The 22,677-nt window shown below is 49.1% G+C and carries 25 protein-coding genes and 1 pseudogene; 10 read left to right on the forward strand and 16 right to left on the reverse strand.

All coding sequences use genetic code 11. The annotated features are described in order from the left end of the window. The first annotated feature begins 1 nt into the window (after position 1). On the forward strand, positions 2 to 1,687 hold the full coding sequence (locus ABIC79_RS10615) for a M28 family peptidase (RefSeq protein WP_314520769.1): 1,686 nt from the start codon (positions 2 to 4) through the stop codon (positions 1,685 to 1,687). Here the strand turns inward: ABIC79_RS10615 and ABIC79_RS10620 are convergent. Beyond that, positions 1,671 to 2,225, reverse strand: coding sequence for a helix-turn-helix domain-containing protein (locus ABIC79_RS10620; RefSeq protein WP_013576756.1), 555 nt, complete (start codon positions 2,223 to 2,225; stop codon positions 1,671 to 1,673). The genes ABIC79_RS10615 and ABIC79_RS10620 overlap by 17 nt on opposite strands. 86 nt (positions 2,226 to 2,311) lie before the next feature. Here ABIC79_RS10620 and ABIC79_RS10625 point away from each other — a divergent pair, with 86 nt between their 5' ends. The 3 genes from ABIC79_RS10625 to ABIC79_RS10635 all read left to right on the forward strand — a co-directional run bounded on the left by ABIC79_RS10625 (position 2,312) and on the right by ABIC79_RS10635 (position 4,614). Beyond that, positions 2,312 to 2,833 carry a GNAT family N-acetyltransferase gene (locus ABIC79_RS10625; protein WP_013576755.1) on the forward strand — a complete coding sequence of 174 codons (522 nt, stop codon included), beginning with the start codon at positions 2,312 to 2,314 and terminating at the stop codon, positions 2,831 to 2,833. Positions 2,834 to 2,929: 96 nt separating this feature from the next. Beyond that, a complete protein-coding gene (ada, locus tag ABIC79_RS10630) occupies positions 2,930 to 4,027 on the forward strand; it encodes a bifunctional DNA-binding transcriptional regulator/O6-methylguanine-DNA methyltransferase Ada (protein ID WP_013576754.1) in 1,098 nt (365 codons plus the stop codon). Positions 4,028 to 4,080: 53 nt separating this feature from the next. Next, complete coding sequence (locus tag ABIC79_RS10635) at positions 4,081 to 4,614, forward strand: GNAT family N-acetyltransferase (protein WP_013576753.1); 534 nt, start codon at positions 4,081 to 4,083, stop codon at positions 4,612 to 4,614. Between the two features lie 53 nt (positions 4,615 to 4,667). On the opposite strand, the gene ABIC79_RS10640 is transcribed toward ABIC79_RS10635, so the two are convergent. The 7 genes from ABIC79_RS10640 to gatZ all read right to left on the reverse strand — a co-directional run bounded on the left by ABIC79_RS10640 (position 4,668) and on the right by gatZ (position 10,950). Next, positions 4,668 to 5,372, reverse strand: coding sequence for a GNAT family N-acetyltransferase (locus tag ABIC79_RS10640; RefSeq protein ID WP_112150852.1), 705 nt, complete (start codon positions 5,370 to 5,372; stop codon positions 4,668 to 4,670). A gap of 121 nt (positions 5,373 to 5,493) precedes the next feature. Next, on the reverse strand, positions 5,494 to 6,348 hold the full coding sequence (locus tag ABIC79_RS10645; RefSeq protein WP_119261918.1) for a tagatose bisphosphate family class II aldolase: 855 nt from the start codon (positions 6,346 to 6,348) through the stop codon (positions 5,494 to 5,496). Between the two features lie 4 nt (positions 6,349 to 6,352). Continuing rightward, positions 6,353 to 7,402 carry an alcohol dehydrogenase catalytic domain-containing protein gene (locus tag ABIC79_RS10650; RefSeq protein ID WP_013576750.1) on the reverse strand — a complete coding sequence of 350 codons (1,050 nt, stop codon included), beginning with the start codon at positions 7,400 to 7,402 and terminating at the stop codon, positions 6,353 to 6,355. 46 nt (positions 7,403 to 7,448) lie between these two features. Continuing rightward, the gene (locus ABIC79_RS10655; protein ID WP_119261917.1) at positions 7,449 to 8,816 is read right to left on the reverse strand and encodes a galactitol-specific PTS transporter subunit IIC; all 1,368 of its coding nucleotides are present in this window, start codon (positions 8,814 to 8,816) and stop codon (positions 7,449 to 7,451) included. Positions 8,817 to 8,819: 3 nt separating this feature from the next. Then, entirely contained in the window at positions 8,820 to 9,104 is a 285-nt protein-coding gene (gene gatB / locus ABIC79_RS10660; protein ID WP_013576748.1) for a PTS galactitol transporter subunit IIB, read from the reverse strand. Between the two features lie 75 nt (positions 9,105 to 9,179). Continuing rightward, the gene (gene gatA / locus ABIC79_RS10665) at positions 9,180 to 9,662 is read right to left on the reverse strand and encodes a PTS galactitol transporter subunit IIA (protein WP_013576747.1); all 483 of its coding nucleotides are present in this window, start codon (positions 9,660 to 9,662) and stop codon (positions 9,180 to 9,182) included. After that, a complete protein-coding gene (gene gatZ / locus ABIC79_RS10670; RefSeq protein WP_119261916.1) occupies positions 9,655 to 10,950 on the reverse strand; it encodes a tagatose-bisphosphate aldolase subunit GatZ in 1,296 nt (431 codons plus the stop codon). The genes gatA and gatZ overlap by 8 nt, the downstream gene beginning before the upstream one ends. 278 nt (positions 10,951 to 11,228) lie before the next feature. Between gatZ and ABIC79_RS10675 the strand changes: the two genes are divergently transcribed. Beyond that, entirely contained in the window at positions 11,229 to 12,011 is a 783-nt protein-coding gene (locus ABIC79_RS10675) for a DeoR/GlpR family DNA-binding transcription regulator (RefSeq protein ID WP_013576745.1), read from the forward strand. Positions 12,012 to 12,201: 190 nt separating this feature from the next. Here ABIC79_RS10675 and ABIC79_RS10680 read toward each other — a convergent pair whose 3' ends face one another. From ABIC79_RS10680 to ABIC79_RS10700, 5 genes are all read right to left on the reverse strand, one after another. Next, positions 12,202 to 12,981 (reverse strand): ABC transporter substrate-binding protein, encoded by a 780-nt coding sequence (locus tag ABIC79_RS10680; RefSeq protein WP_013576744.1) that lies wholly within the window; start codon positions 12,979 to 12,981, stop codon positions 12,202 to 12,204. A 355-nt stretch (positions 12,982 to 13,336) separates the two neighbouring features. Continuing rightward, positions 13,337 to 16,204: a glycosyl hydrolase family 18 protein gene (locus ABIC79_RS10685; protein ID WP_013576743.1), complete on the reverse strand. Its 2,868-nt coding sequence runs from the start codon at positions 16,202 to 16,204 to the stop codon at positions 13,337 to 13,339. A 267-nt stretch (positions 16,205 to 16,471) separates the two neighbouring features. Continuing rightward, positions 16,472 to 16,609, reverse strand: a complete 138-nt coding sequence (locus ABIC79_RS10690) for an AlpA family phage regulatory protein (RefSeq protein ID WP_081481102.1) — start codon at positions 16,607 to 16,609, stop codon at positions 16,472 to 16,474. 416 nt (positions 16,610 to 17,025) lie between these two features. Continuing rightward, the gene (locus tag ABIC79_RS10695; RefSeq protein ID WP_119261914.1) at positions 17,026 to 17,556 is read right to left on the reverse strand and encodes a rhodanese family protein; all 531 of its coding nucleotides are present in this window, start codon (positions 17,554 to 17,556) and stop codon (positions 17,026 to 17,028) included. Further along, positions 17,553 to 17,870: an ArsR/SmtB family transcription factor gene (locus ABIC79_RS10700; protein WP_015690325.1), complete on the reverse strand. Its 318-nt coding sequence runs from the start codon at positions 17,868 to 17,870 to the stop codon at positions 17,553 to 17,555. Before ABIC79_RS10700 ends, ABIC79_RS10695 begins: the two co-directional genes overlap by 4 nt. A 352-nt stretch (positions 17,871 to 18,222) precedes the next feature. Between ABIC79_RS10700 and ABIC79_RS10705 the strand changes: the two genes are divergently transcribed. Continuing rightward, positions 18,223 to 18,570, forward strand: a complete 348-nt coding sequence (locus ABIC79_RS10705) for a DUF6404 family protein (protein WP_013576740.1) — start codon at positions 18,223 to 18,225, stop codon at positions 18,568 to 18,570. Between the two features lie 332 nt (positions 18,571 to 18,902). Here the strand turns inward: ABIC79_RS10705 and ABIC79_RS10710 are convergent. The 3 genes and pseudogenes from ABIC79_RS10710 to ABIC79_RS10720 form a co-directional block, all read right to left on the reverse strand. Continuing rightward, positions 18,903 to 19,307 (reverse strand): annotated as a pseudogene (locus tag ABIC79_RS10710) (phage integrase central domain-containing protein); the annotation flags it as partial. A gap of 191 nt (positions 19,308 to 19,498) precedes the next feature. After that, a complete protein-coding gene (locus ABIC79_RS10715) occupies positions 19,499 to 20,590 on the reverse strand; it encodes a site-specific integrase (RefSeq protein ID WP_129952952.1) in 1,092 nt (363 codons plus the stop codon). A gap of 3 nt (positions 20,591 to 20,593) precedes the next feature. Continuing rightward, positions 20,594 to 21,154, reverse strand: a complete 561-nt coding sequence (locus ABIC79_RS10720) for a phage repressor protein CI (RefSeq protein WP_129952951.1) — start codon at positions 21,152 to 21,154, stop codon at positions 20,594 to 20,596. A 148-nt stretch (positions 21,155 to 21,302) separates the two neighbouring features. On the opposite strand from ABIC79_RS10720, the gene ABIC79_RS10725 reads away from it, so the two are divergent. Genes ABIC79_RS10725 through ABIC79_RS10740 form a run of 4 tightly spaced genes read left to right on the forward strand, consistent with a single transcriptional unit; the run spans position 21,303 to position 22,677 of the window. Continuing rightward, positions 21,303 to 21,584, forward strand: a complete 282-nt coding sequence (locus ABIC79_RS10725; RefSeq protein WP_129952950.1) for a hypothetical protein — start codon at positions 21,303 to 21,305, stop codon at positions 21,582 to 21,584. 2 nt (positions 21,585 to 21,586) lie between these two features. After that, entirely contained in the window at positions 21,587 to 22,096 is a 510-nt protein-coding gene (locus tag ABIC79_RS10730; protein ID WP_129952949.1) for a phage regulatory CII family protein, read from the forward strand. A 9-nt stretch (positions 22,097 to 22,105) separates the two neighbouring features. Further along, a complete protein-coding gene (locus tag ABIC79_RS10735) occupies positions 22,106 to 22,309 on the forward strand; it encodes a phage filamentation protein Fil family protein (RefSeq protein WP_354567073.1) in 204 nt (67 codons plus the stop codon). A 2-nt stretch (positions 22,310 to 22,311) separates the two neighbouring features. Continuing rightward, positions 22,312 to 22,677, forward strand: a complete 366-nt coding sequence (locus ABIC79_RS10740; protein ID WP_354567075.1) for a hypothetical protein — start codon at positions 22,312 to 22,314, stop codon at positions 22,675 to 22,677.

The raw sequence follows: 22,677 nt of genomic DNA on the forward strand, positions 1-22,677 counted from the left end.
CATGAGTTTGCGCCCGCCTGTTCGTGAGCATTTGTTACCGCTGATGGATGACCTGTTGCGCGAGTTTTCCGGGTTGCACCGGCTTTCCGGCTGCGATGATGCACAACGGGCGGCGCAGCACATGGTGTCTGTGTTGCAGGATCACGGACTGGATGCGCGGCTGATGCAGTGCCCGCTGTATCTCAGCGATCCCCTGGCCGGAAGATTGCGGCTGCCTGAATTTCCGCAATGGCAGTGCGACGCCAAAACCCGTTCGTTCTCGGCCCATTTTCCGCAGGGCGTGGAAGCACAGGGTTATCACGATGACGGCGCCTGTCAGCCGCGTACCGATCTTGAATGGCAACGTTGGGCGCAGGACGTAAAAGGCAAAATTGTGATTGCGGGGCAGGGCTTTGAAGATTACGTGCAACGCCTGTGCGCTGCAGGTGCCGCCGGACTTATCCATATCTGGGGGTCGGCTGAAACCGCACTGCATGAAGAAACCGTCGGGCCGGTCTGGGGGACGCCGGAACCGGATGATTTTCTGCGTTATCCGCGCTTGCCGGTGATTTCCGTTAATCATCAGGATGGTCAGCGTTTGCTGGCGCAGTATCAGCAACACCCGCTGATGACGCTGGAAATCGCCACGGAACTGAATTTTCACGTTGCTGAATGCAGCATGCCGGTGGTGGAAATTCCCGGCCGTTCGCCGGAGTTCGTTCTCCTTTCCTCACATTATGATTCCTGGCACGAAGGCGTCACGGATAACGCGACCGGTAATGCGCTTTGTCTGGCGATGGCAATTCATATTCATCAGCAACCACAAACGTTGCTGCGCGGACTGCGGATTATCTGGTGGCCCGGGCATTCCAATGCCCGTTATGGTGGCTCGACCTGGTACGCTGACAACTACCGCCAGCAACTGAAACAGCATTGCGTGGCACATATTAACGTCGATTCACCGGGGTGTAAGGATGCGGTGAATGTTGTGCTCAATGCCAGTGGTGCGGAATCACAGACCTTTTTAAATGCGGCGGTGAAAGCCGTGACCGGTGAACCGGCGCAGCGCATTACCCCCCTGGGCAAAGGCGGCGATCAGTCATTCTGGGGGTGCGGTCTGCCACTGCATTTTGCCTTTCGTGAAGTCCCGCTGGAAAAAAACAGTCAGTCGCCGGGCAGCGGCGGCGGCTGGTGGTGGCACACGCAAGACGACACTTACGATAAAGTGGATCTGAATATTCTCTGGCGCGATACGCAAATCCACGCGCACTGGCTGGAAGGCCTGCTGACACAACCCGCGCTGCCGCTTGATCCGCTGGCTTACCTGAACGGTTTGCAGCAATCGCTGGCAGAACTCGCCGCCACAATTTCACCTGAATTTGATCTCTTTACCGTGGCTGAAAAATTACAACAATTACAGCCTGTTTTGAGCGAACTGACCACGAACTGGCAGGCGGATCCGCAGACCTGGCAGCGGCAACTGAAACAGGCGATCGCCGGTTTACATCGCCTGCGTTACAGCTCCGTGGATGACTTCCATTACGATCTGAGTTATCGCGGCGGTGCGTTCCCCGGTTTTCAGGAACTGGCTGCACGGCGGGAAGATACCTCGCCGGAAATGTGGCTGATGATGGCAACGCGCTTTCGCCGTCAGCGTGACCGTGCGCTGGCGCTGCTGGACAGCGTGGAGGCTATTTGTCGCTCATGACCAGCAGATACCGGCAGGGCTTGGTGCCGGGATTACTGAATGTGATGGGCAAATCAACGCCGAACGTCAGCGCATCACCCGCGGTTAACGCATATTTTTCATCACCATAATCAATCGTCAGCGACCCCTCCACCATCCATAAACGTTGTTTATAGGCCTGATGGCTCCAGCCCGGATAACTGACGCGAGCCGCCGCTGGCAGCGTAATTTCGACCAGTTCCGCGCCGCCGTTTTCCTCATGCGCCGTCACCTGACGGCGCAGATAACCGATATCCGGATCCTGCCAGACTTCCTGCTGCGCCAGCGGGCGCAAGGGTGCAGGCTGCTCGTTATCTTCTGACAGCAACTGCGCCAGCGACACGCCCAGACTGGCCGCGAGGCGGCCTAACAGACTGGCGCTCGGGCTGCTGTCCTGCCGCTCAATTTTCGAAATCATTGCCTTACTGACGCCCGAACTGCTGGCCAGTTGTTCGAGGCTTAAACCCTGAGATTTTCGCAAAGCCTGCAGGCGCGTGGCGATCAATTGGTCGATTGACATGAGGTAAGTTCCGTTGTTTACTTTTGTGGAAATAATTCTACTATAGTGGAATTGAACGCATAACGGAAGCCACCGGGGAACGACTGATGAAAATGATTACCTGCACTGAACGCCAGCATGCTGTCGCAATTTTGGATATCTTTAATGATGCGATTCTGACATCTACGGCGCTTTATGATTATAAGCCACGCCATATCGACAGCATGACATCGTGGTTTGCCACTAAACTGACCCATAACTTTCCGGTGATTGGGCTGGAAGACGCGCAGGGGACGTTACTGGGTTTTGCCAGTTATGGCACGTTCCGCGCCTGGCCTGCGTATAAATATTCGGTCGAGCATTCGATTTATATCCATAAAGATCATCGTGGAAAAGGGTTGGGCAAAATCCTGCTAAGCGCACTGGTGGAAGCTGCCCGTGAACGGGGCGTGCACACGCTGATTGGCGCCATTGATGCGGCTAACAGTGGCAGTATTGCCCTGCACGAAAAAAATGGATTCATCCATACCGGCACAATTAAACAGGCGGCTTTCAAATTTGATCGCTGGCTGGATCTGGCTTTTTATCAGATGATCCTCGAAACGCCCTTAAAACCGGTTGCAGGCTGAGGGCGCCGCGCTGAATGAGAAAGCAAGAGCCGGAGGGCGCGGGTGTTCACGGCGATTTATGCTGGCAGTTATCCAGTCGCAAACGTGAGGCATAAAATGTCAGGTAAAACAGAAGTCATCAAAGATAAGGCATGGGGAAATATTGCCTGTGTGCAGAGCCAGGATCCTCGCTGGCAGGCGGTCGTCAACTGTGATGCGAATGCGGATGGTAAATTTGTTTATGCGGTAAAAACCACCGGAATTTACTGCGCACCGTCGTGTCCGTCGCGGCAGCCTAATCCGGAAAATGTTATCTACTTTGATGATGCCGAAGCCGCAGAACAGGCAGGATTCCGTCCCTGCAAGCGTTGCCGTCAGGGGCTGATTTCACTGGCGCAGTTCCATGCTCAGCGTGTGGCTCAGGCCTGCCGGTTGCTGGAACAATCAGCCGACATGCTGACGCTGAATCAGCTGGCTGCCAAAGTGGGCATCAGTGCATATCATTTTCATCGCCTGTTTAAAGCACAAACCGGCGTGACACCTAAAGAGTACCAACAGGCGCAGCGAGCACGCCGGGTACGTGAAAAACTGGCAGATTCTGCGACGGTCACCGAGGCGATCCACGCGGCGGGCTATCCTTCTGATGGCCGGTTTTACGAAACCTCCGTGGCGACACTGGGTATGACGCCGCAAAATTTCCGCTCCGGCGGCCGTGATGTACGCGTCTGGTTTGCCATCGGTAAATCTTCTCTCGGCGATATACTGGTCGCCGAAAGTCAGCGGGGGATCTGCGCCATTTTGCTGGGAGATGACCCTGAAAAGCTGATTAACGAACTGCAAAACAGTTTTCCGCAGGCAGAATTACTGGGCGGTGATCCGGCTTTCGAGCAGCGTATTGCCCTGGTCGTCGGCTTTGTGGAAGCGCCAGATATTGGTCTGGATTTGCCGCTGGATATTCGCGGCACGGCTTTCCAGCAGCGTGTCTGGCAGGCATTGCGTGATATTCCGCCGGGAACAACAGCCAGCTATGCCGAGATCGCCAACAAAATTGGCTCGCCGAAATCCGTCCGCGCAGTGGCCGGGGCCTGCGCCGCGAACCTGCTGGCGGTCGCCATCCCCTGCCATCGGGTGGTGAAAACCGGTGGCAATATTTCCGGTTACCGCTGGGGGGTAGAACGAAAACGCAGTTTGCTGGCGCGGGAAGAGAAGGGCTGACTATACTGAGCAGACTTTATGATCTCATGAACTTTTTTATAACGAGGGATGCCGTGCCAGCCTGCACTTTACGGATTGCTGAACCCAAAGATATCGATGCTCTTGCTCAATTACATGTTGCCATCTGGCGTGATACTTATCGTGAGCTTGCTCCTCCGGAGGCTTTTGTGGCTCTCGATGTACCGCGTCGGCAAGCGTTCTGGCAGGATAAATTTGCACATCCTGCTGACGGTCAGGGCATTTTTATTGCGGAAACTGATGGAGCATTCGCCGGATTTTGTCTGGCTTCGGCTTCCTCAAACCCGGAATTTGGCGACATGGCAGAAATCAAATTTCTGTATGTTTCTCCGGCATTTAAACGTCGGGGAATTGGCCGACTGTTGATCGCCAAAGCCGCAAAGCATCTTTCCGCTGAAGGTTTTCGCAGCGCAGGGTTGGGCGTTGTCGAAGGAAACGAACCGGCCATTCGTTTTTACCAGGCTTTAGGTGGCCGCGAAGCCGGACGATATACCGATGCCGGGCCACTCTGGCGCTCGCCTAACATAATCTATGCGTGGCCTGATATTACCGTGCTGACTGCACTGTAAATCCCCCTGGCGGTCAAACCCCCGCCTGCGTCAGTGAATAGCGCAGGCAATATTCACCCACGCAGTGTTTCCAGCCGTTGTTTTTGCTGACCTTCCGGCGTGAAATTATCTGCGCTTAACCAGCGTTCAAACGCGGCTTTCGACGCTGGCCATTCATAGTCGAGAACGGAATACCAGCAGGTGTCACGGTTGTGGCCTTTATTGATGATGGCCTGACGGAACATACCTTCATAGTGGAAACCAAAACGCTGTGCGGCCAGTTTTGATGGCTCATTCAGGCTGTGGCATTTCCATTCGCAGCGGCGATATTTCAGCGTATCGAACAGATAGCGTTGCAGCAGATAAATTGCTTCAGTGCCAAAACGCGTGCGTTTCATCAGCGGAGACCAGTTCACCCAGCCAATTTCGGCAACGCCATTCACCGCATCAATGCGCATCAGAGAAACACTGCCGACTGCGCGTTGTGTCTGCATATCGACAACCGCAAAGAACAGGGGATCCTCACTTCTGGCCTGTTGAGAAATAAACAGATCGCAATCAGCCTGGGTCGCAGGACGATCGACGGAGAGATATGTCCAGTCGCGATTATCATCAATGCTGTGCCAGGCCCTGAAGAGATCCTGACTATGGCGTTCAGCGTTCAGAGGCTCCAGACGACACCAGAGGCCGTCAAGCTGAACATGAGAAGGTCGTTCGCGGGGTTGCCAGTCGGGAAGGGCATCACCAATGGGTTGGCCGAAGTGGTTAAGGGTGGTCATAGCGTTTCCATTTTACTCTCAATGAACTTCCATAAAATCAGAATGGAATGACGCCTGCAACCGGCGCTTTAATAAAAATCCGGAAAGCGGGCGCTTAGCCCGCTTCGTTAATACAGGCCAGTTATAAGCATCCGGCACTACCACAGATCCTGATTTTTTCCTCAACAACTTTTTGCATCGCCAGTTTTCCAGGCACGATGTATTTGCGGGGATCATTAGCATCCGGATGTTGTGCAAAATACTCTTTTACCGCGCCAGCAAATGCGATTTTCAGCTCGGTCGCAATATTGACTTTGCAAATCCCAAGTTCTATTGCCTCACGGATCATGCTTTCAGGAATACCGGACGCACCATGCAGGACCAGCGGGACATCGACCTGCTGACGGATTTGCCCAAGGCGGCAGAAGTCCAGTTTCGGTTCGCCCTGATACAGACCATGCGCGGAGCCAATCGCAACGGCCAGCGAGTCAATGCGTGTGGATTCAACAAAGTGCCTGGCCACAACGGGATCGGTGAAAAAACTGTCGCTTTCGTCTACCACCAGATCGTCTTCCTGCCCGCCAAGACGGCCGAGTTCTGCTTCGACACTGGCATCAAAGGCATGACACAACCGTACAGTTTCACACACGTGTTGGATGTTTTCTGCCAGCGGGAAATGTGAAGCATCAATCATTACGGAGCGGATCCCCGACCGGACTTTGTTTTCGATATCGCCCTGATCTTCATGGTGGTCCAGATGCAGCGCCAGTGGAATGCGATACTTCCGCGCAGCCTCATGGCATATCGAGATCAGGTAGTCTGTACCTGCATAACTGAATGTCCCCGGCGTTCCGGCAAGGATCACCGGAGAACTCATGGCTGCCGCCGTTTCTGCCACGACTTGTACCGTCTCGAGGTTGTGAACGTTGAAAGCCGGGACGGCGTAACCTCCGCGCTGAGCTGCGAGCAGCATTTCCCTGTTTGAAATCAGATACATTTTCTTAGCCTCCCGTCATATCCAGCAAAATCTTTCCCGTCATCGGCTTGCCAGCCAGTGCCGTGACGTCCCTGACAAACTCTGCGGGACGGGCAACACTGGCGATCAGGGGGGCCAGGTTTAGTTTATTCTCAGCAAAAAGCTGTATGGCAAGTCGCCACTCACTGCCCGGCCACGGAGAGGAATAGTTCATCCAACTGCCGAGCAAGGTCAGCTCTTTGCGCAGGATATGGCCGAAAGTAGTGACGTCTAAAGTCAGGTCTTTGTGTAAGGTGCCGACCAGCGCGATTTGCGCTTTGGGGCCTGCGATATTGAGAGACAAGGCCACGGTTTGCGCTGTGCCTGCTGTTTCAATAATCAGCTGATTAAAGCGCCGTTCATGAGTTTGCTGGCGGATTTCATCGGCGTTGCATATTGCGCTGTTATAAACGTGGCTGGCACCTGTTTCCTGCGCCAGGGAAAGGCGCTGCGGATTGATATCGATCGCTGTCACCGATTTAGCCCCCAGGGCGCTGGCTGCCTGAATAAGCAACTGCCCGATGGTGCCGGCTCCAATGACTATCACTTCTTTACCCTCACAGCCTCCTGCCAGCTTCAGGGCATGCAAGCCAACGGTGAGCGGTTCCAAAAAAGCGCCTTGCAGAAGTGAAAAATTCTCCGGCAATTTAAATAAGTTTTTACGCGAAACCACGATAAATTCAGCATGGCCGCCACTCCGTCGGGAGCCAATAAATTGATAATGCTTACATTGGGAATACGCTGTTTTGCGGCACTCTTCGCACTGAAAGCATGGCAATAAAGGTACGCAGGCCACGGCATCCCCCTCATATAAATCGCTGACTTCTTCTCCGGTGCTAACGACGTGACCACTGAATTCGTGGCCTAATGTGATGGGATAAAAATGTGAACTGCTGGCGAAAATACGCGGGATATCGGATCCGCAAAGCCCGGAGTAGGCAATGCGAACCAGAACCTCATCGGGTGCACTCAGCGTGGGAGCCGGTTGCTCTTCAATAGTTATTCTGCTGTCAGCATGTACAACAACTGATTTCATAGTCAGATTCCTTAAGCGGGGGATTTCCCCCCGCCGGGATGAAAAGTTAAGAGTTAGCCAGTGAAGCGGCTGCCCGCTTTTCTGTTTGTGTGAATTGACGGGCGCGACGCCATGTCAGGAATACACCGATGGCGTAAATAATGCCGATGATGCTGAGCCCGGCGATGTTTTTGAGCGTGCAAAGTTGGATGAGTAAATACGTGATCGGCGAGCCGCCCTGATCCATTGAAGCTACTCTTCCTCCAGCCGTGAGTGCACCCGCATTTGCAGCCAGTTGGGTATGTAAATCAATGGTCTGCGTCGCTATCCACAGTGTGATGCTCATGATGATGCAACCCGAAATCAGCGTGCGGAACAGGTTGCCCTGATGCACGGCCACCGCGATGGCAACGAAGAAGCCGATAGTGGCGAGGTCACCAAATGGCAAGACCTGATTTCCCGGGACAAGCACGGCGATAAGGATTGTCAGAGGAATAAAAATCAGGCTGGCTGAAACAACGGCGGTATGACCGAGTAATAAAGCCGGATCCAGACCAATCAGGAACTCCTGTCCACCAAAGCGGGCTTGCAGACGTGTACGGGCATGGCGGGCAATGGGCGTTAAACCGTCCATTATCGGTTTGATGACTCGTGGCATCAGAAGCATAACCGCAGCGGTTTTAACGGCCAGCTGCAATACGCCTTTGACGTCGTATCCCGCGAGGTAACCAATAATCAGCCCCATCACGAAACCGACGGTGACGGGTTCACCGAACGGACCGAAACGCTTTTGCACATCATCAGCGCTGAAGTGAATTTTGTTCAGCCCTGGAATCTTCTCAATGAGGGTATCAACCAGTACCGCAATCGGGCCGAGATACGCCGAGGAACCATGGGGGATGGCAATACCGTCCAGATTAAAGAAGTCACGCGTATCCTTTGCAAACCAGTCGCCCAGCTTGTAGATGAATGCCGCATGCAAAACGACCCCCATGATCCCCAGCCAGTAAGAACCGGTGGCGAGGTGCAACATGGCACCGGTGAAAGTCATGTGCCAGATATTCCAGATATCCACATTGACGACACGTGTCATACGCGTCAGCAACATGACGATGTTCACACCGATCGCAATCGGAATAGCGACCAGCGCGATTTGTGATGCCCAGGTCATTGGCGACGAGCCCGGCCAGCCAATATCGACGACCTGCAGGTTAATTTCGAAATGCTCTGCCATGGCTTTTGCCGCAGGGCCGATGGAGTCGAGCATCAGGCCAATGACCAGACCGATCCCGACAAAGCCAATACCAATATGAATCGCAGATTTAAATGAATCCCCCAGTTTCATCCCTAATATCAGAGAGAAAACGATGATCACCCCAGGCAGCATGACTGTCGGGCCGAGATCGAGGATGTAGCGCATGATGTCGGTAAACATGACTTACTCCTGTAACAGGGTCAGTATTTGCTGACGTAACGTATCCATACCCACGCCGGAGATAAACGGCATGCCGTGCACCACCGGAATGTTGCCAAATGTCCGGTCAACTTTGGCGGTGGTACAAATCAGATGGGCACCGTCCATATAGGTTTCGATTTCCGTTACCCGGCACTGAACGAGATCCACATGTATGCCATGCGCCTCACACAATTCTTTGATTTCCTCCGCTGCCAGCGTAGAGGTGGCAACGGCTCCGCCACAGGCGACTATAATTTTTCGCTTCACGGTAAGGCTCCTTAACAGATTGTTTTAAATATTATTTTTTTAGGTAAGACGTCGGGTTTATTGCTGAGAACATTTTCAGGTACAAACGGCGGATCGTTTCTCAGGTGCCGGGATAAAAATGTGCCGTTCAAAAAGCGCGGATAACTGTTCTTCAGGCGCTGTCAGTAAGCTTTCGAAAAAAACAGGATCCTGTAGCTGGCTGAATAACTGACGTAACAACATCAGCTGTTCAGAAGGATGAGTGACAATCAGGGCAATAATGAGTGTCGCGGGAATCGTTCCCTCATCATCAGCCTGAAAGAATTCCACCGCTGTATCTGGCCTGATCAGATAAATGGCCGGGCTGCGGGCATGGGTGGCTTCGCAATGAGGAATGGCGACGGCGTGGTGTTCAAGCTGAATGCCGGTGGGATATTCAGCCTCGCGATTGACCAGCGCCTGCGGATACGTCGATTCCACCACGCCCTCCTGCACCATGCGCTCACCGATATGCATGAGTGCTTCGTGATAATCCGCAAAGCTGATACCTGTTTTGACGAAGATTTCGCAATTATGCATGGCAGGCTCCTTCGCATGTCGTTTGCAACGGCGTGCAGCCGAAGTGATATGCGCGTAAAACGTCCTGAATTTTATCGATGATAAGTTCATGCGGATCGCTGGCGAGTTCGCCGTTCATCACCCGTTCAAACTGAGCAGGAAGATATTGGCTCAGCAGACCAAGCGGGATATCTGTTGAACGCAGGTTGGCCATTAAAACGTCCATCGCCCGGTTGATGCGTGTATGAGGCCAGTAGTAGCGAATTCGATCGGATAAGCTGAAATGCAGATCGATAAGCGAAAGGCTGAATGTTGGGTTGTAATACTTTTTCCAGTAACCGGGTTCATCCAGCATGACGCCATCAATGACCGTCAGGATCTGGCTGCGGCATTCTGGCGCAATCAATACCTGTTCAATGTTGGCCAGGGCAAAGACGGCTTCCCGCAAAGCGAAAGTCAGCGCGGGACCCACTTTCAGGATAGCGAAGTGATCTTTCACCAGGTTGCGGTAGGAATCACGGGTCTGGTAATCGGTGGAATGTGCCTCATAAACCAGCGGTGTAGTCGCAATATAAGCTGACAGATCCTGAGCAAGATCAGACTGATAGTGAATCACGCGGCTGTGATCGAATTCAACGCCGGGCTGAACCACGATGGCGACGATCCGATCTATGGCATCATTGAGCCCGAGTTCACGAAATGCCTGATGGTGCATATCCAGAGTCGCTTTTGCATCTTTGGCTTCAGTGACATGAACGTGCTGAATCGCCGATGACTCACCGCCTGGAACCGGAACTTCAGTACCGATCACATAGGTCAGCAACGCTTTCTGCTGTGCAGTTGCCACTTCTTCTGCGACCTGACATAAACGCGCCGCGCGCTGAGCCACGACGAAAGGATCCAGAGGAACAGGATCGTCTGCACAGGACATGGATGCATCCAGATGAATTTTGCTGAATCCGGCTTCGACATAACGCGCGATAAGCTCTTGTGCTTTTGCCATCGCTGTTTCGGCGTTTTCGTGCTGCCAGCAGTTTGGCCCCAGATGATCGCCCCCTAAGATCAGACGTTGTAATGGAAATCCGATTTTCTCGGCAATGGCGAGAACGAAATCCCGAAAATCAATTGGCAGCATGCCGGTATAGCCGCCAAACTGATTTACCTGGTTGGAGGTTGCCTCGATGAGCACTTTTCGGCCAGTGTGTAAGTCTTCCCGTAATGCAGCTTCAATCACCAGCGGGTGCGCAGAGCATACTGAGCAGATCCCGATCCTTTCGCCTGTCTTGTGTTTAGCAATAATGTCTTTCATTTTATGCCTCCGTTTATTTCCGAAGAGGATCATACCTTTCCGAAAGGCAAACAATAGCGTTTTCTGCATTATGTGATGGCGATCGAAATGTTTCGTAAGTTTATTGCATTCGTTTTCTTTCGTTTTAGGGGCGTCTCGGGGATTGAAAAGATAACGTCTGAGAATGCAGCAAAGGCACATGCGGAGTTGCTATGCTTCACAGCGCAGGGAATTTTTACTCCTCATTAAGGTGCCTTTTGTTTACACTGTGAGGAATATGACCTTTCGGATTACTCATAATGAATACTTATGAACGTCGCAATAAAATCATTGATTTAGTGAATGAAAATGGCAGTGTTCTGGTCACTGACCTTTCGACTGCTTTCGAAGTTTCAGAGGTGACAATTCGGTCAGACTTGAGTTTGCTGGAACAAAAAGGTGCGCTCAGTCGTTTTCACGGAGGGGCGGCAAAGTGGATCGCAAAGGAAACGCCTGGTCACGAAAAACCACTGGATGAAATGGTTCTGGAAGAGCGTTATCTTCACGCCAGCGACCCGAAAAAACGCATTGCTCAGACCGCCGCGGGGTTGGTTAAACCGGGGGATACCGTGATCCTCGACAGTGGCAGCACGACCATGCTGCTGGCTGAGGAGTTAGTGAAAGCGGGTGATATCACTGTCATTACTAACAACTTACCGGCTGCGTTTGTATTATCAGAAAACCCGGATATCACTCTGGTCGTTTGCGGCGGAACACTACGCCACAAAACGCGCTCGCTACATGGCAACATCACGGAATATGCGTTGCAGGGCATCGTCGCTAACCTCATGTTTGTCGGCGCTGATGGCCTCGACGCGGCCACAGGGATCACCACATTTAATGAAGGCTATAGTATCAGCGGTATTATGGCTGATGCCGCTCAGCGTGTTGTCGTGGTGACTGATTCCACTAAATTTGGCCGACGCGGATATAACCTGGTGCTGCCTATGGAAAAAATCGACACCATCATTACTGACTCCGCTATCAGCGATGATGTGCAGCAGGCGCTCCAACAAACATCGACAGAGATTATTGTTGTTTAATCTTTATCCGGTTTCTGGCTTCAACCTGTGCTGACTTTATGGCCGATGATGATTAAAAGATACTGGCAGAACAGAGGGTTGCGCAGACGCGCAAGAAAATTTTTATCTGTTTCAGTAACAGCTATTGATAAGTGGAAGCGGTATTCAAAAAAGGCCGCAGAGCAAGATCCCTGCGGCGACGGAAAAGTAATCAGGATTTTTTGTTATAAACTTCAAAGGTGAAGTATTTCTTTTCCAGCGTCTTATAAGTGCCGTTTTTGTGTATTTCTGCCAGTGCATTATTGATCAGTGTCAGATGTGCCTGATCATCCTTACGCAGTCCGATGGCCGTGCCTTCACCCAAATAACGGGTGTCGTTTAATGGCTCCCCGGCGAAGGCATAACCTGTGCCTTCCGGGGTTTTCAGGAAGCCCGTTTCTGCGGCGGCGGCATTGGTCAGCGTCACGTCTATGCGACCTGATGCCAGATCCTGATTCACGAAATCCTGATTCTGATAGGAAACCACATCCACGCCTTTTTTCTGCCATTCGCCCTGGGCGTAGGCTTCCTGTGTAGTGCCCTGAGCAACACCCACCGTTTTTCCTTTCAGTGAATCGGCTGTGGGTTGCAGGCCGCTCCCTTTCTTCGCGATCAGCACACTTGGCACGTGGTAAAGCATGTCGGAGAAAGTGACCTGCGTTTTACGTTTTGGTGTCATGGACATTGCAGAAAGTACCGCATCAAACTTTTTAGCATTCAGCGCTGGGATAATGCCGTCATAGGCGGTTTCGACCCACTCACATTTCACTTTTGCCTGCTGACAAATGGCGTTACCTAAATCGATATCAAAACCGACCAGCTTGCCATCTGGCGCTTTTGATTCAAAAGGTGGAAATGACGGATCCACACCGAAACGCAATGTCGTCTCCGCATGTGCCAGCCCGCTGGTGGCCGATAATGCCGCGATGATCAGCAAGGGGATTTTATTCACAATTGTTCTCCGGTGGTGCCCAATAAAAACAAACCCCCGCCCGGCTGCGGCGAGGGTAAAGGAATTATTCATATTTTGAATATGACGATTGCGATATCTAGGGTCAAGCGCCAATCTTATCGTCAAAATGGTCATTAGCGTGACATAGGGGGTATTGGTTTTTGGGCAGAGTAAGTGAGGGTTTTACCGGGTCTATAGCGGCAGAGGGGCTGCGTTTATTCTTAAAAACAACAGGATAAATATTCCAATGTCTGAAGATATCAGGCAAAAAAATCGCCTTTACCCACAGGAGTAAAGGCGATTGAAGGTCTGCATTTGACTTAAGATGACATTGTCAAAGACCGTTCATGGAAGATTACTTGGCTTTATCGATGAAGACTTTTAATGAAGAGGCTTTGTTATCAAATGACACTGCGCTAAGGTCGGGAATCTTTTGACCTGATTTCACATCAACATAAGACCCTTGATAGTCACGCTCAGAATACAGGCGGACGGTATAACCCTCAGCAACCTCTATTTGGGAGATGACATTATCGTAAGTATCTCTATAATCGCCCCTTTTTTCGGCGCTGAGCCGTGGAATATCCCCGTAAATCTGTAAGAACCCGCCACGATCATAGCTTGCTTCACGAGCTTCTGCTTTAACGACCTGAACAGAGGAGACTGCTTTGTTCATTTCGCTGAGATACCTGGTCAGATCATATTGAGATGAAGATGGAAATAGGTTCGAAGTTCCTTTGAATTGACATTCTGTGAATAAACGCACCCCCAACGAACTTTCTGGTATCGTAAAGGACGACACTTGATCATTGGCGTCAGTACCGTTTTTCATCTTAACACCGTTTAAGCAATCGATGTCCCCAGTGACTTCCAGGCTATCGCCAGTATAACCAGCGTTCTGGAACAGGGTGACTTTAAGACCGGTCACAGGCTCTGGCTGCGGTTCTGGCTGCGGTTCTGGCTCAAAGCTGGTGACCACCATTTGGGCCACAACTGCCGGATTAGGTGACACACGCTGAATGACAATGGTTTCACCGATAGAAATGTCTTTTTCATCCGACTTAACGTGTGAAATAGCGCCATCTACAGTCTCGGTACTGTAATCACATTTGCCATTATCGCAGTTGAAAATATAGTTGCCTCTCTTGCTATCATTAACGATTTTAGCAACATAAGAAGAACCATCTGCGCTGTGGAGTTTTTCTTTATCAAAATCAACGAAAATATACGGCACGTTATTGATTTTCGACACACTCATCGACTTCACGCTGCCATCAGAGATCACCGGGTTATTACCGTCGAGCATATCCTGCGTGACCGTAATCTGACCAAGAACAGCCTGATTCGGGTACTCACGTTTGACCGAAATGACAGAACCTACTGCCAGGCGGCTTTCAACATCCCCTGTACGGAATGAAGCTTCTTTACCTAAACTTTTCTTGTTGCTGTAGTAATAGTGAGTGCCTTCTGTGCCGAAAAGATATTTCCCGTCAACATAGGCTGTATATGCCGTGCCACTCGTAATTTTGCTGGAATCGAGATTCATGTAAACACGTGTTTGACCATCATCCACGCTGACCAGAATAGCTTTCAGATCGGTCTTATCGATAACCGGATCTTCATCTGGTACTGGGACATCGGAATCATCCGGAAGCGGCGTGTTTTTCACTTCTTTAACGATATTACCCAGTTCGTGTTCCGGAGTATCGCCACTGATATCCCACAGGATCGCACCACCGAAGCCCTGATCGAGAATGTAATCTACTTTTTCATCAATGGACTGCGGATCGTCATAGGTCAGGAATTCTTGCTTGGTTTTGCTGTAGAGATACGGAACGTGTGACTCTGGGTCCCAATAGCGCGTGTATTCGCCACTGGCCAGTTTTTGCTTGAGCACATACCACGGGTTGGTACCTGTAAACTGATCCGCATCATCCCATGCACCTTTTACGGTTGCCGCGCCGGTGTTAAACATGCCCGGCAAACCAGGAATGAGTTCTGTACCCGGCACATGGCCCCAGCCACGACCATAATATGGGATTCCCATCATCAGCTTGGTTTTCGGCACATTCCAGGTTTCGACATAGGCCGTCATGGTGTCAGCCACGTTCAGATCTTTATCTTCATCATGGCTGTTTTCATACAGCGGTGCGTTATGACCGGTTAGCGGATCGAAGGCACCGTGGATGTCATACGCCATCACGTTCACGCTATCCAGCAATGGCGTGGTTACCGCCGGGTTGATGAACTGAATGTTGTTGTGATTAGTGGTGACCGCCGCAGAAAGTTGATAATACTTATCATCTTTCAGACCTTGCGCATCCAGTTTGGTACGCAGCGACTGGATTAGTTTAGTGAACTGGTTTTTCTCAGCTTCGGTATTCGGATATTCCCAGTCAATGTCGAGGCCGTCGAAATGCCATTGTGCCATGTAGCTGACCATGCTGTTGGCCAGTTTCTCAATACCTGCATCCGTGGCGGTTGCCGCTTCGAAGACACCTTCCTGGGAGTTATTCCAGCCACCGACAGAAATCATATGCGCCACGTTGGCCGCTTCAGTCCGTTTATCCAGGTCTTTAATCAGTCCTGGGGCTTTATCGGTGTCATGCATGGTCACCACACCGTTTTTCACCACCGCAAAACCGTAGTTCAGGTGGGTCAGACCAGAGTAGTCCACTTTATCAGGGGTAAAGAAGTTATGGGCTTCATACACGCCCCATTCCGGGAAGTAACCAATCACTTTACGCTGTGCAGCTACGTTGGCTTTTTCACGGTTCTGCAGATCGATAGCGTCCTGGCCGGTATACGGCGTGAACTGGAAGCTGATGTAAGGCTTGATGTTAATAGCATCACCGGATACCCATACTGGATCGGTTCCCGGGCTAATACCCTGGTCAACCCACCATTGTGCAGTCCAGTAGTATCCCAGGAAGCGAACGGTATCGCCGCCTTTATAGGTGCGGTTTGGATCGTAATCCTCAGAAATAATAGCCAGTTCCTGTTTTGGCGCGACTTGCGCTAAGACAGTACCTGGGAAGTTGTTTTGCGATGCGTTGGTATACGCAGTCCAGGTGTGACCACCATCTTTGGTGATCATCATTGAGTAATCGAGGCCGGAGAAGGTGTTAGTCTGATCGCTTGCCGTCACAGTGGCGGCAGACGAAATTATTGGGAATCCAATAGCAGAAAACAGGATTGCTTTAGTTAATTTATTTAAGCGCATAGGTGACTTCCTAATTTGTCTATAAACTCGTTTATTAACAAGGATACAAGAAATACGCGCCTTTATATCATTTGCATTATTTGCATAGTATTTAATTATATATTAAGAATGAGTAAATTAAACTTACCCTTAATCATGTGTATTTAAATAATAAAGGTACTCGCATCATTTAAATAAATGTTTTGGCTGCCAATTATAAATAAATGTGATTATTGGGGGGGGGCTGAACTCACGATCAGCCTCTCGCCATCCCACCAACTGACTCCCTCAAGACCTTGTTTTTGGAAACGTTGGGCCAAAGCGGGGAGGTTTTGGGTTCATCCGGTCATAAATTGTGGATCTGGAAAGACCCATTTTGAGCGCGACAGCGGGTAAGCGGAGAACCTTAACATTAGATGATGTCATGGCTTATTCTCCTGAATCATATTGGTTTGGATGCAGGAAGATTAGGGATGTGGTGGTTTTTAAAAATATTTTTGCTTTCTCATTTTTTTATTGAAAGCCGCAAGTACTTAATTTTTTATTTTAATGAAAATTAATTTCAAAGGAACTTACGGTTTTTTGATTAAAAGCTTCGACGATGTACGTGGGATCATACCAGATTGGGTACAAAATACGCCATGGGAATCAGTGAGGTCCATGTTGGACTATGAAAATACTGATATTCAGCTTTTATCAGAACAGCTCACTGATGAATTCACCCCGACGGACCTTTTTTCAGCGTGTAACTTTCATTCACTCCAGCTTGTCCAGTCATTGCCGGGTTTCCGTAAAAAATTGAATTCAATTTTTGTTTGTATACCTAAACGTATACCCAATCTTTAATTTTTAAGCTTGTTCCATGGCATTTTGGAAAGCAAAACTGCCATTCCGCACCAACCACTTACACCAGCAAAAAGCAGGCCTGCACCGACGAATCCCGACAATAGAAAGAAGCTTTCATCTATTGCGTATCCCATCAATACCCCTGCGAGGATAAGTATTCCAGCTACAATCTGAACTTGCCTCATGATTGGAAGAGGATACTTCTTGTCTTTAATCGTCGGAAGATTTGCACTTTTCCAGGCATTAATGCCGCCAGACAACAATAAAACCGTTGCCGGGTCTGCTGTTCTGACCAGTGCATCTTCATTTTGAGCTGTGCGTGAACCCGCCAAACAGTGAAAAATAACAGGATGATTTACAGGCAGGTCCTTGATTTTTTTCCCCAACAAAATATCGGATAGTGGAAAAGAGATAGCTCCAGGAACGTGCTCTCGAAGAAATTCAGCAGGCTCCCGAATGTCGATCAGAGTGCTGCCATTTTTCATGAGTTCATGTGCTTCTGCAGGACTTACAGTTCTTGTGCTCATTTCAAATCCTCAGGGCAGTAAATGTCCTTTAACGTTGCGATAACTTTTCTAATCGATTCATTTTTAATGAAATAATTTCTTCGTTGCTCATCTATGGAACATTCAATCAAATCCTCTTCCTTCATTCTCGCCAGGTGCTGCGATGTGGCTGAAGGACTTAATCCTGTCAGTTTACTTAGATTACCTGCTGAAGTTCCCGGTGAGTCAATGAGAGTACAAAGAATCAATAGTCGGTTAACGTTACTCATGGACTTGAGAAGCCTGGTCGCCTGAGCCGCGCTATCTTGCAAAAATTCAAGGTCAGTATTTTTCATATGTTATTTCAGGTTTATCTAATTTAAGTAAAGTCTAAATCAAATGCAGGCGTAGAGCAAAAAAAGATTTATGAATAAAATGCTCAAACTGTCCACTATGTGTTTACTTTATTTTTCAAATGGTTAAATGGTGATGAGATTGCCCTAACTGGTCACTTACAATGAACCGTTGGCCAAAAAATGCAAAATTCCGGTTTGAACCGATTATTGAGGTGCTTTTCACGATGATGTCGGCTGCTCTGATTCTGATATAGGAGGCTGAGTGTTTAGTTTATTTCACTCTAATGGCTTACGTTGAATAAGGCATATTATTAGAAAGTCTTTATTGGTATCTAATGAAAGGAGTCGGATGATGGTATTTGAAGAAAAGAAGAAAAAGGCAATAGACCTGATGGAAAATAAAAAGATGTGGCGGAGCAATTATGCGCCCCCCATCTTACGCTTGTTTTGGAAAATGGGGAGTAAAATGCCACCGCCTCCGTTTGCCCCTTTCTGGCTTAATACGATGTTCTTCGCCGCCTGGTACAGCCCTATATGGGGCATTTTCATGTGGTTCACTATCTGGAAAAATCAAGGCTTCAGCGTATTGCATGCGGTATTCATCGCCCTCTTTGCCGGTTTGCTGTTTGGTTTATTCATGGCGTTATTCCACTATTGGCGCAAGCGGTCCAACAAGTTGCCTGACTGGAAGAGCCTCTAAGAAGGCAACAATTTGAACATCAGAAAAAAGATTTATATAAAAACTGTTCACAGCTTTCACTTTTTTTTGTTTAATTTCATTTATGTTATGTGGTAATTGGTTTGCCCTGAACTGTCTATAACTCATCACTTCAAGTGACCAGTTACTACTTCTCAATGAAAAAAACCGGCCTGAGCCGGTTTCTTTTTAAGCATTCTTGATGTCGCACATTGGCAACCAGTCTGTCTCGCAGTCTTCACTTAAGATCAGATTGGTTTGCAGACCCGGATTGGTCTTTTTCTTCAAGAATTCAATCTCATACTCTTTCAACGTTTGCGGCACAGCCCGACCTTTCGGCTAGGGAAAACGTGCTGACGATTCCCGCTAATTGGAGGCATGATTTCCAATAGTTCTAAAGCTTGTTCTGAGAGAGGGACTATATGATCACGTTTTGCCTTCATACGTTCTGCCGGAATACACTACTGCTTGTTCTTGATATCGGTCTCTGACCAAGCTGTTGCTGAGGCTTCTGCAGGGCGTATTGTAGGCATGTGCTGCTTCTTCGGGCGTTCGAAAGCATTATCTATACCTGAAGCTGGATTCGCCTCAATCAATCCCACATTCACCGCATAAATCATTATCTCATTGATGCGCTGAACTAACCTTCCGACAGCTTCTAACGCTCCACGCGCTTTGATTGGCTCTAACACCTGAATAAGTGTGCATGCTTTCAGCTCCTGAACAGGAATGTTCTCGATCTCGGACTTCTACAGACACAAAAAAGCCCGCAAACCTAGAAGGGATGCGGGCTTTCAGGACTTCTCCGGACTTATCTGGTAATAACCGGATCATTATTTGGTGGAGCTGGGGGGATTTGAACCCCCGTCCAGAATTACTACATTTTTAATCTGCTTTTGATATATAACATAATTCTTTATTATTCATTGATTTAGTTAGTATCTGTTAGTATCTCTTGGTTGCTTTTTGTATCCTCTGCCGCCATTTTGTCGCCATTTTTGCTGTGCCAATTTAGGTTTGCAAGAGGGTTTTTTGTTGTTGCGTCTTCCAGGTGTTCCAGGGCGAAATGTGCGTATACCATGGTCATTTTAATGTCCGCATGCCCTAAGATATCTCTAAGGACTAAGATGTTTCCGCCATTCATCATAAAGTGGCTCGCAAAGGTGTGACGCAGCACATGAGTACATTGCCCTTCCGGCAGAATGATGCCTGCTCTCCTAACGGCTCTCTCAAACGCTTTCCGGCAGGGTGAGAAAATTGCACCACGTTTTTTAGGTATTTCGTCGTATAGCTCTTTGGTAATGGGAACAGTTCGGTTTTTTTTGCCTTTGGTTTTGATGAAGGTGATCCGATACTTTGAAATCTGCTGCCCTTCTAACTTTTCCGCTTCACTCCATCGTGCCCCAGTTGATAGGCATATCTTCGCCACCTTTATAAGGTCTGGATTCAAAGACTCCTCACAGGCATCTAACAAACGCTTTATTTCAAGGTCTTCCAGAAAAGTAAGCTCTGTCTCATGAATTCGGAAAAGCGGTAGCCCGGTTAACGGGTTCGGCGCAGTCCAGTGGCCGAGTTTACGCAGAGTGCCAAAAACCGCAGATAGGTTTAACTGCTCAAGGTTAACCGTCCGCGGTTTTACTTTTGGCAGTAGCTTTCCTTCACTTGTTACAAGTTCTCCATTTAACCTTTTTTCACGGTACTTTGAGAAATCAGCCGCCGTTACTTCTGTGGCCAAGGGGTCACCGAGTCCGTCACATATGACTTTAAGCTTAGCGTTCATCTTCTTAGGGGCGGCAAGGGTTTGCCCGTAAAGTGAATCCCAGAGTTTGATCAGATCAGAAAGCTTTCTTCTATCCGCTTTTTCTCCCATCCACGGTTTACTACTCGCTTCTTCCATTGTGAAGGTTTCGAAAGCGGCCGCCTCGCCTTTAGTAGCAAATAATCTCCTAACGCGCTTCCCTTTACGTCCGTTGGGATAGCATTCACACAGCCATTGCCCATCTGGTTGCTTTCTGATCGCCATAACTTAAGCCTTACTAAACGTGCCTGCCACTTTGGCAATGATTTTTATTTCGTCTAAATTGCAGTCAAAGGGAACTCCACCACCTTGGACGCGCACCTTTTTCACAGGGATGAAAGCCAATTCCCGAATACTATATTTCCCTTCAATGTTGACTAACCATTCACCGTCTGAAAATTCTGATTCCTTTTTATCAACAATGTAGGTTTTCGTTTCGCTTCTAATTACATGAGGCGCGGCAAGATTGTTGGGAAGAAAAACCTTATCAAACATCATGTAACCTGATTGTTTTAACTCCCCCCCTTCCAGTACGTAACTCTCCAGCCGAACGATATCGGATTTTGAGTGTTCGTATTTGACGCCTTCACCTGTTGCTAGCCATTGCAAAGAAACACCTGTTTCAAGGGCGCATCGAATAACTAGATGTGCAGGGAAATAATCCCGCTTCAACCAGGTTGCCAATGTGCTAGATGCAATTTCAACATGCCGACAAAGGTCATTTTTGAAGCGAAATCCATAAGCATCCATCATTCGGTCAATGGCTTCTACTCCACCTGTTTCAAACATAATTGCTCTCATATACGAATAAAATGATTGACTGTTCGTATTTGAAACATTATAAAGTGAATGCTCTCAGATACGAGTAAATGCGAATCTATGCCAAGAAACGCGAACAGATACGAACTGATACGAAGAAAACAAGGGATATTGCACGATGAATGAATCTATTTCAATCGAGATTCCGAGCCTTTGGGTTTATCCAGACCAATTTGCCGCTTTAGAAAACATGTCAAAACATACTGTTTATAAGTGGAAAGAATTTGGGAAGCTGAAAATCATCCCTAAAAAAATCGCCAAAGGTAAAACCAAGGCAGGCGGAAAGATTCAAATCAAATATTACGAATATAAATATCAGCAACTTAAGGCGATGGGATTCTCCGACATCGTTGTCAATGTTGTTGGATGGGACAAGTTTGCCGCCAAAAAAGAGGCATAACTATGTTTGATTATCAAACATCCATACATCCCCATTTGGATACAGCTTGCCGCCGCTTCTCACTGGCGCACAACCTAACCGAGGTTGCTGCCGTTATGGGTATTTCTGCCCAGGTGTTACGCAACAAACTGAATCCAGACCAGCCGCACCGTTTAACAGTAAACGAGCTGATCATGCTGACGGATATCACTGATGATTCGGCGGTTCTGGATGGTTTGTTGGCACAACTGAAATGTTTACCTGCTGTGCCAGTGAATGAAGCGAAACCAAATAATTTACCGATGCACGCTCTGAGTGCTACGGCCGCAATCGGTGTTATTGCCGGTGAGGCCATTTCCCCCGCGCCTATGACGCAATCACGTAGAAACGCCATTTTAGACCGAGCCAATCAGGCGATCCGCGATCTGTCCTTGCTCGTTGTGTCTGTTGAGTCGCGTTTTCACACCACGCCTGTGCTGGCATCTGCAATGGACGTAATCAGTTCATGCGGCGTCATGCCTGGCCTGAACTGAGGCTATTCGATGAAAGTTTTCGCACAACTATTAAAGCAGCAATCGCCAACCATCCAGCTGCAAAGCTATGGCCACGGTTGGCTTGAACTGCCAAACGGCCAGCGCTGGCAACCGGCCGCAAGCAAAGTAGCGTTTCTAAGTGGTTGCCGTCACCCGATGGTGAAGATTAAGCGCCGCCCTTGGTGGTTCCGCCTGATGTGGTTAAGGGGGTAAACGTGGATCAGCAAGTACCAAAATGGATTCACGAAGCCCGGAAGATGATTTCAGGCAGTGAAGATAGGGTTAAAGATTTTTGGGATAGTTTGCCGGAAACGCAAAAGCGCCGTTTGTGTCTTTTTGCCAATCTCACGAAGCAACATCTCTCACTTTCTTGGGCGCAATTAAAAGAGAAAGACAAGATAGCTTTGTGGCGAGGCATCTTAGCTGTCAGGGAGTTGCATCAGCAAACCAGCCTCTTTATGCCGCACGAATTTAAGGGGGTGGCAGTTTTCAATCTGAGTGATCGGGCTATCAAGCTTGCAGAACGGGCGGAACTACTTGCCCAAAGAATTGACAGTGAAACACAAAATTCAATGCACTGA

Origin of the sequence: Rahnella sp. 2050, assembly GCF_040544515.1 — a bacterium.
In the GTDB taxonomy this organism is placed as follows: Bacteria; Pseudomonadota; Gammaproteobacteria; order Enterobacterales; family Enterobacteriaceae; genus Rahnella; species Rahnella aceris.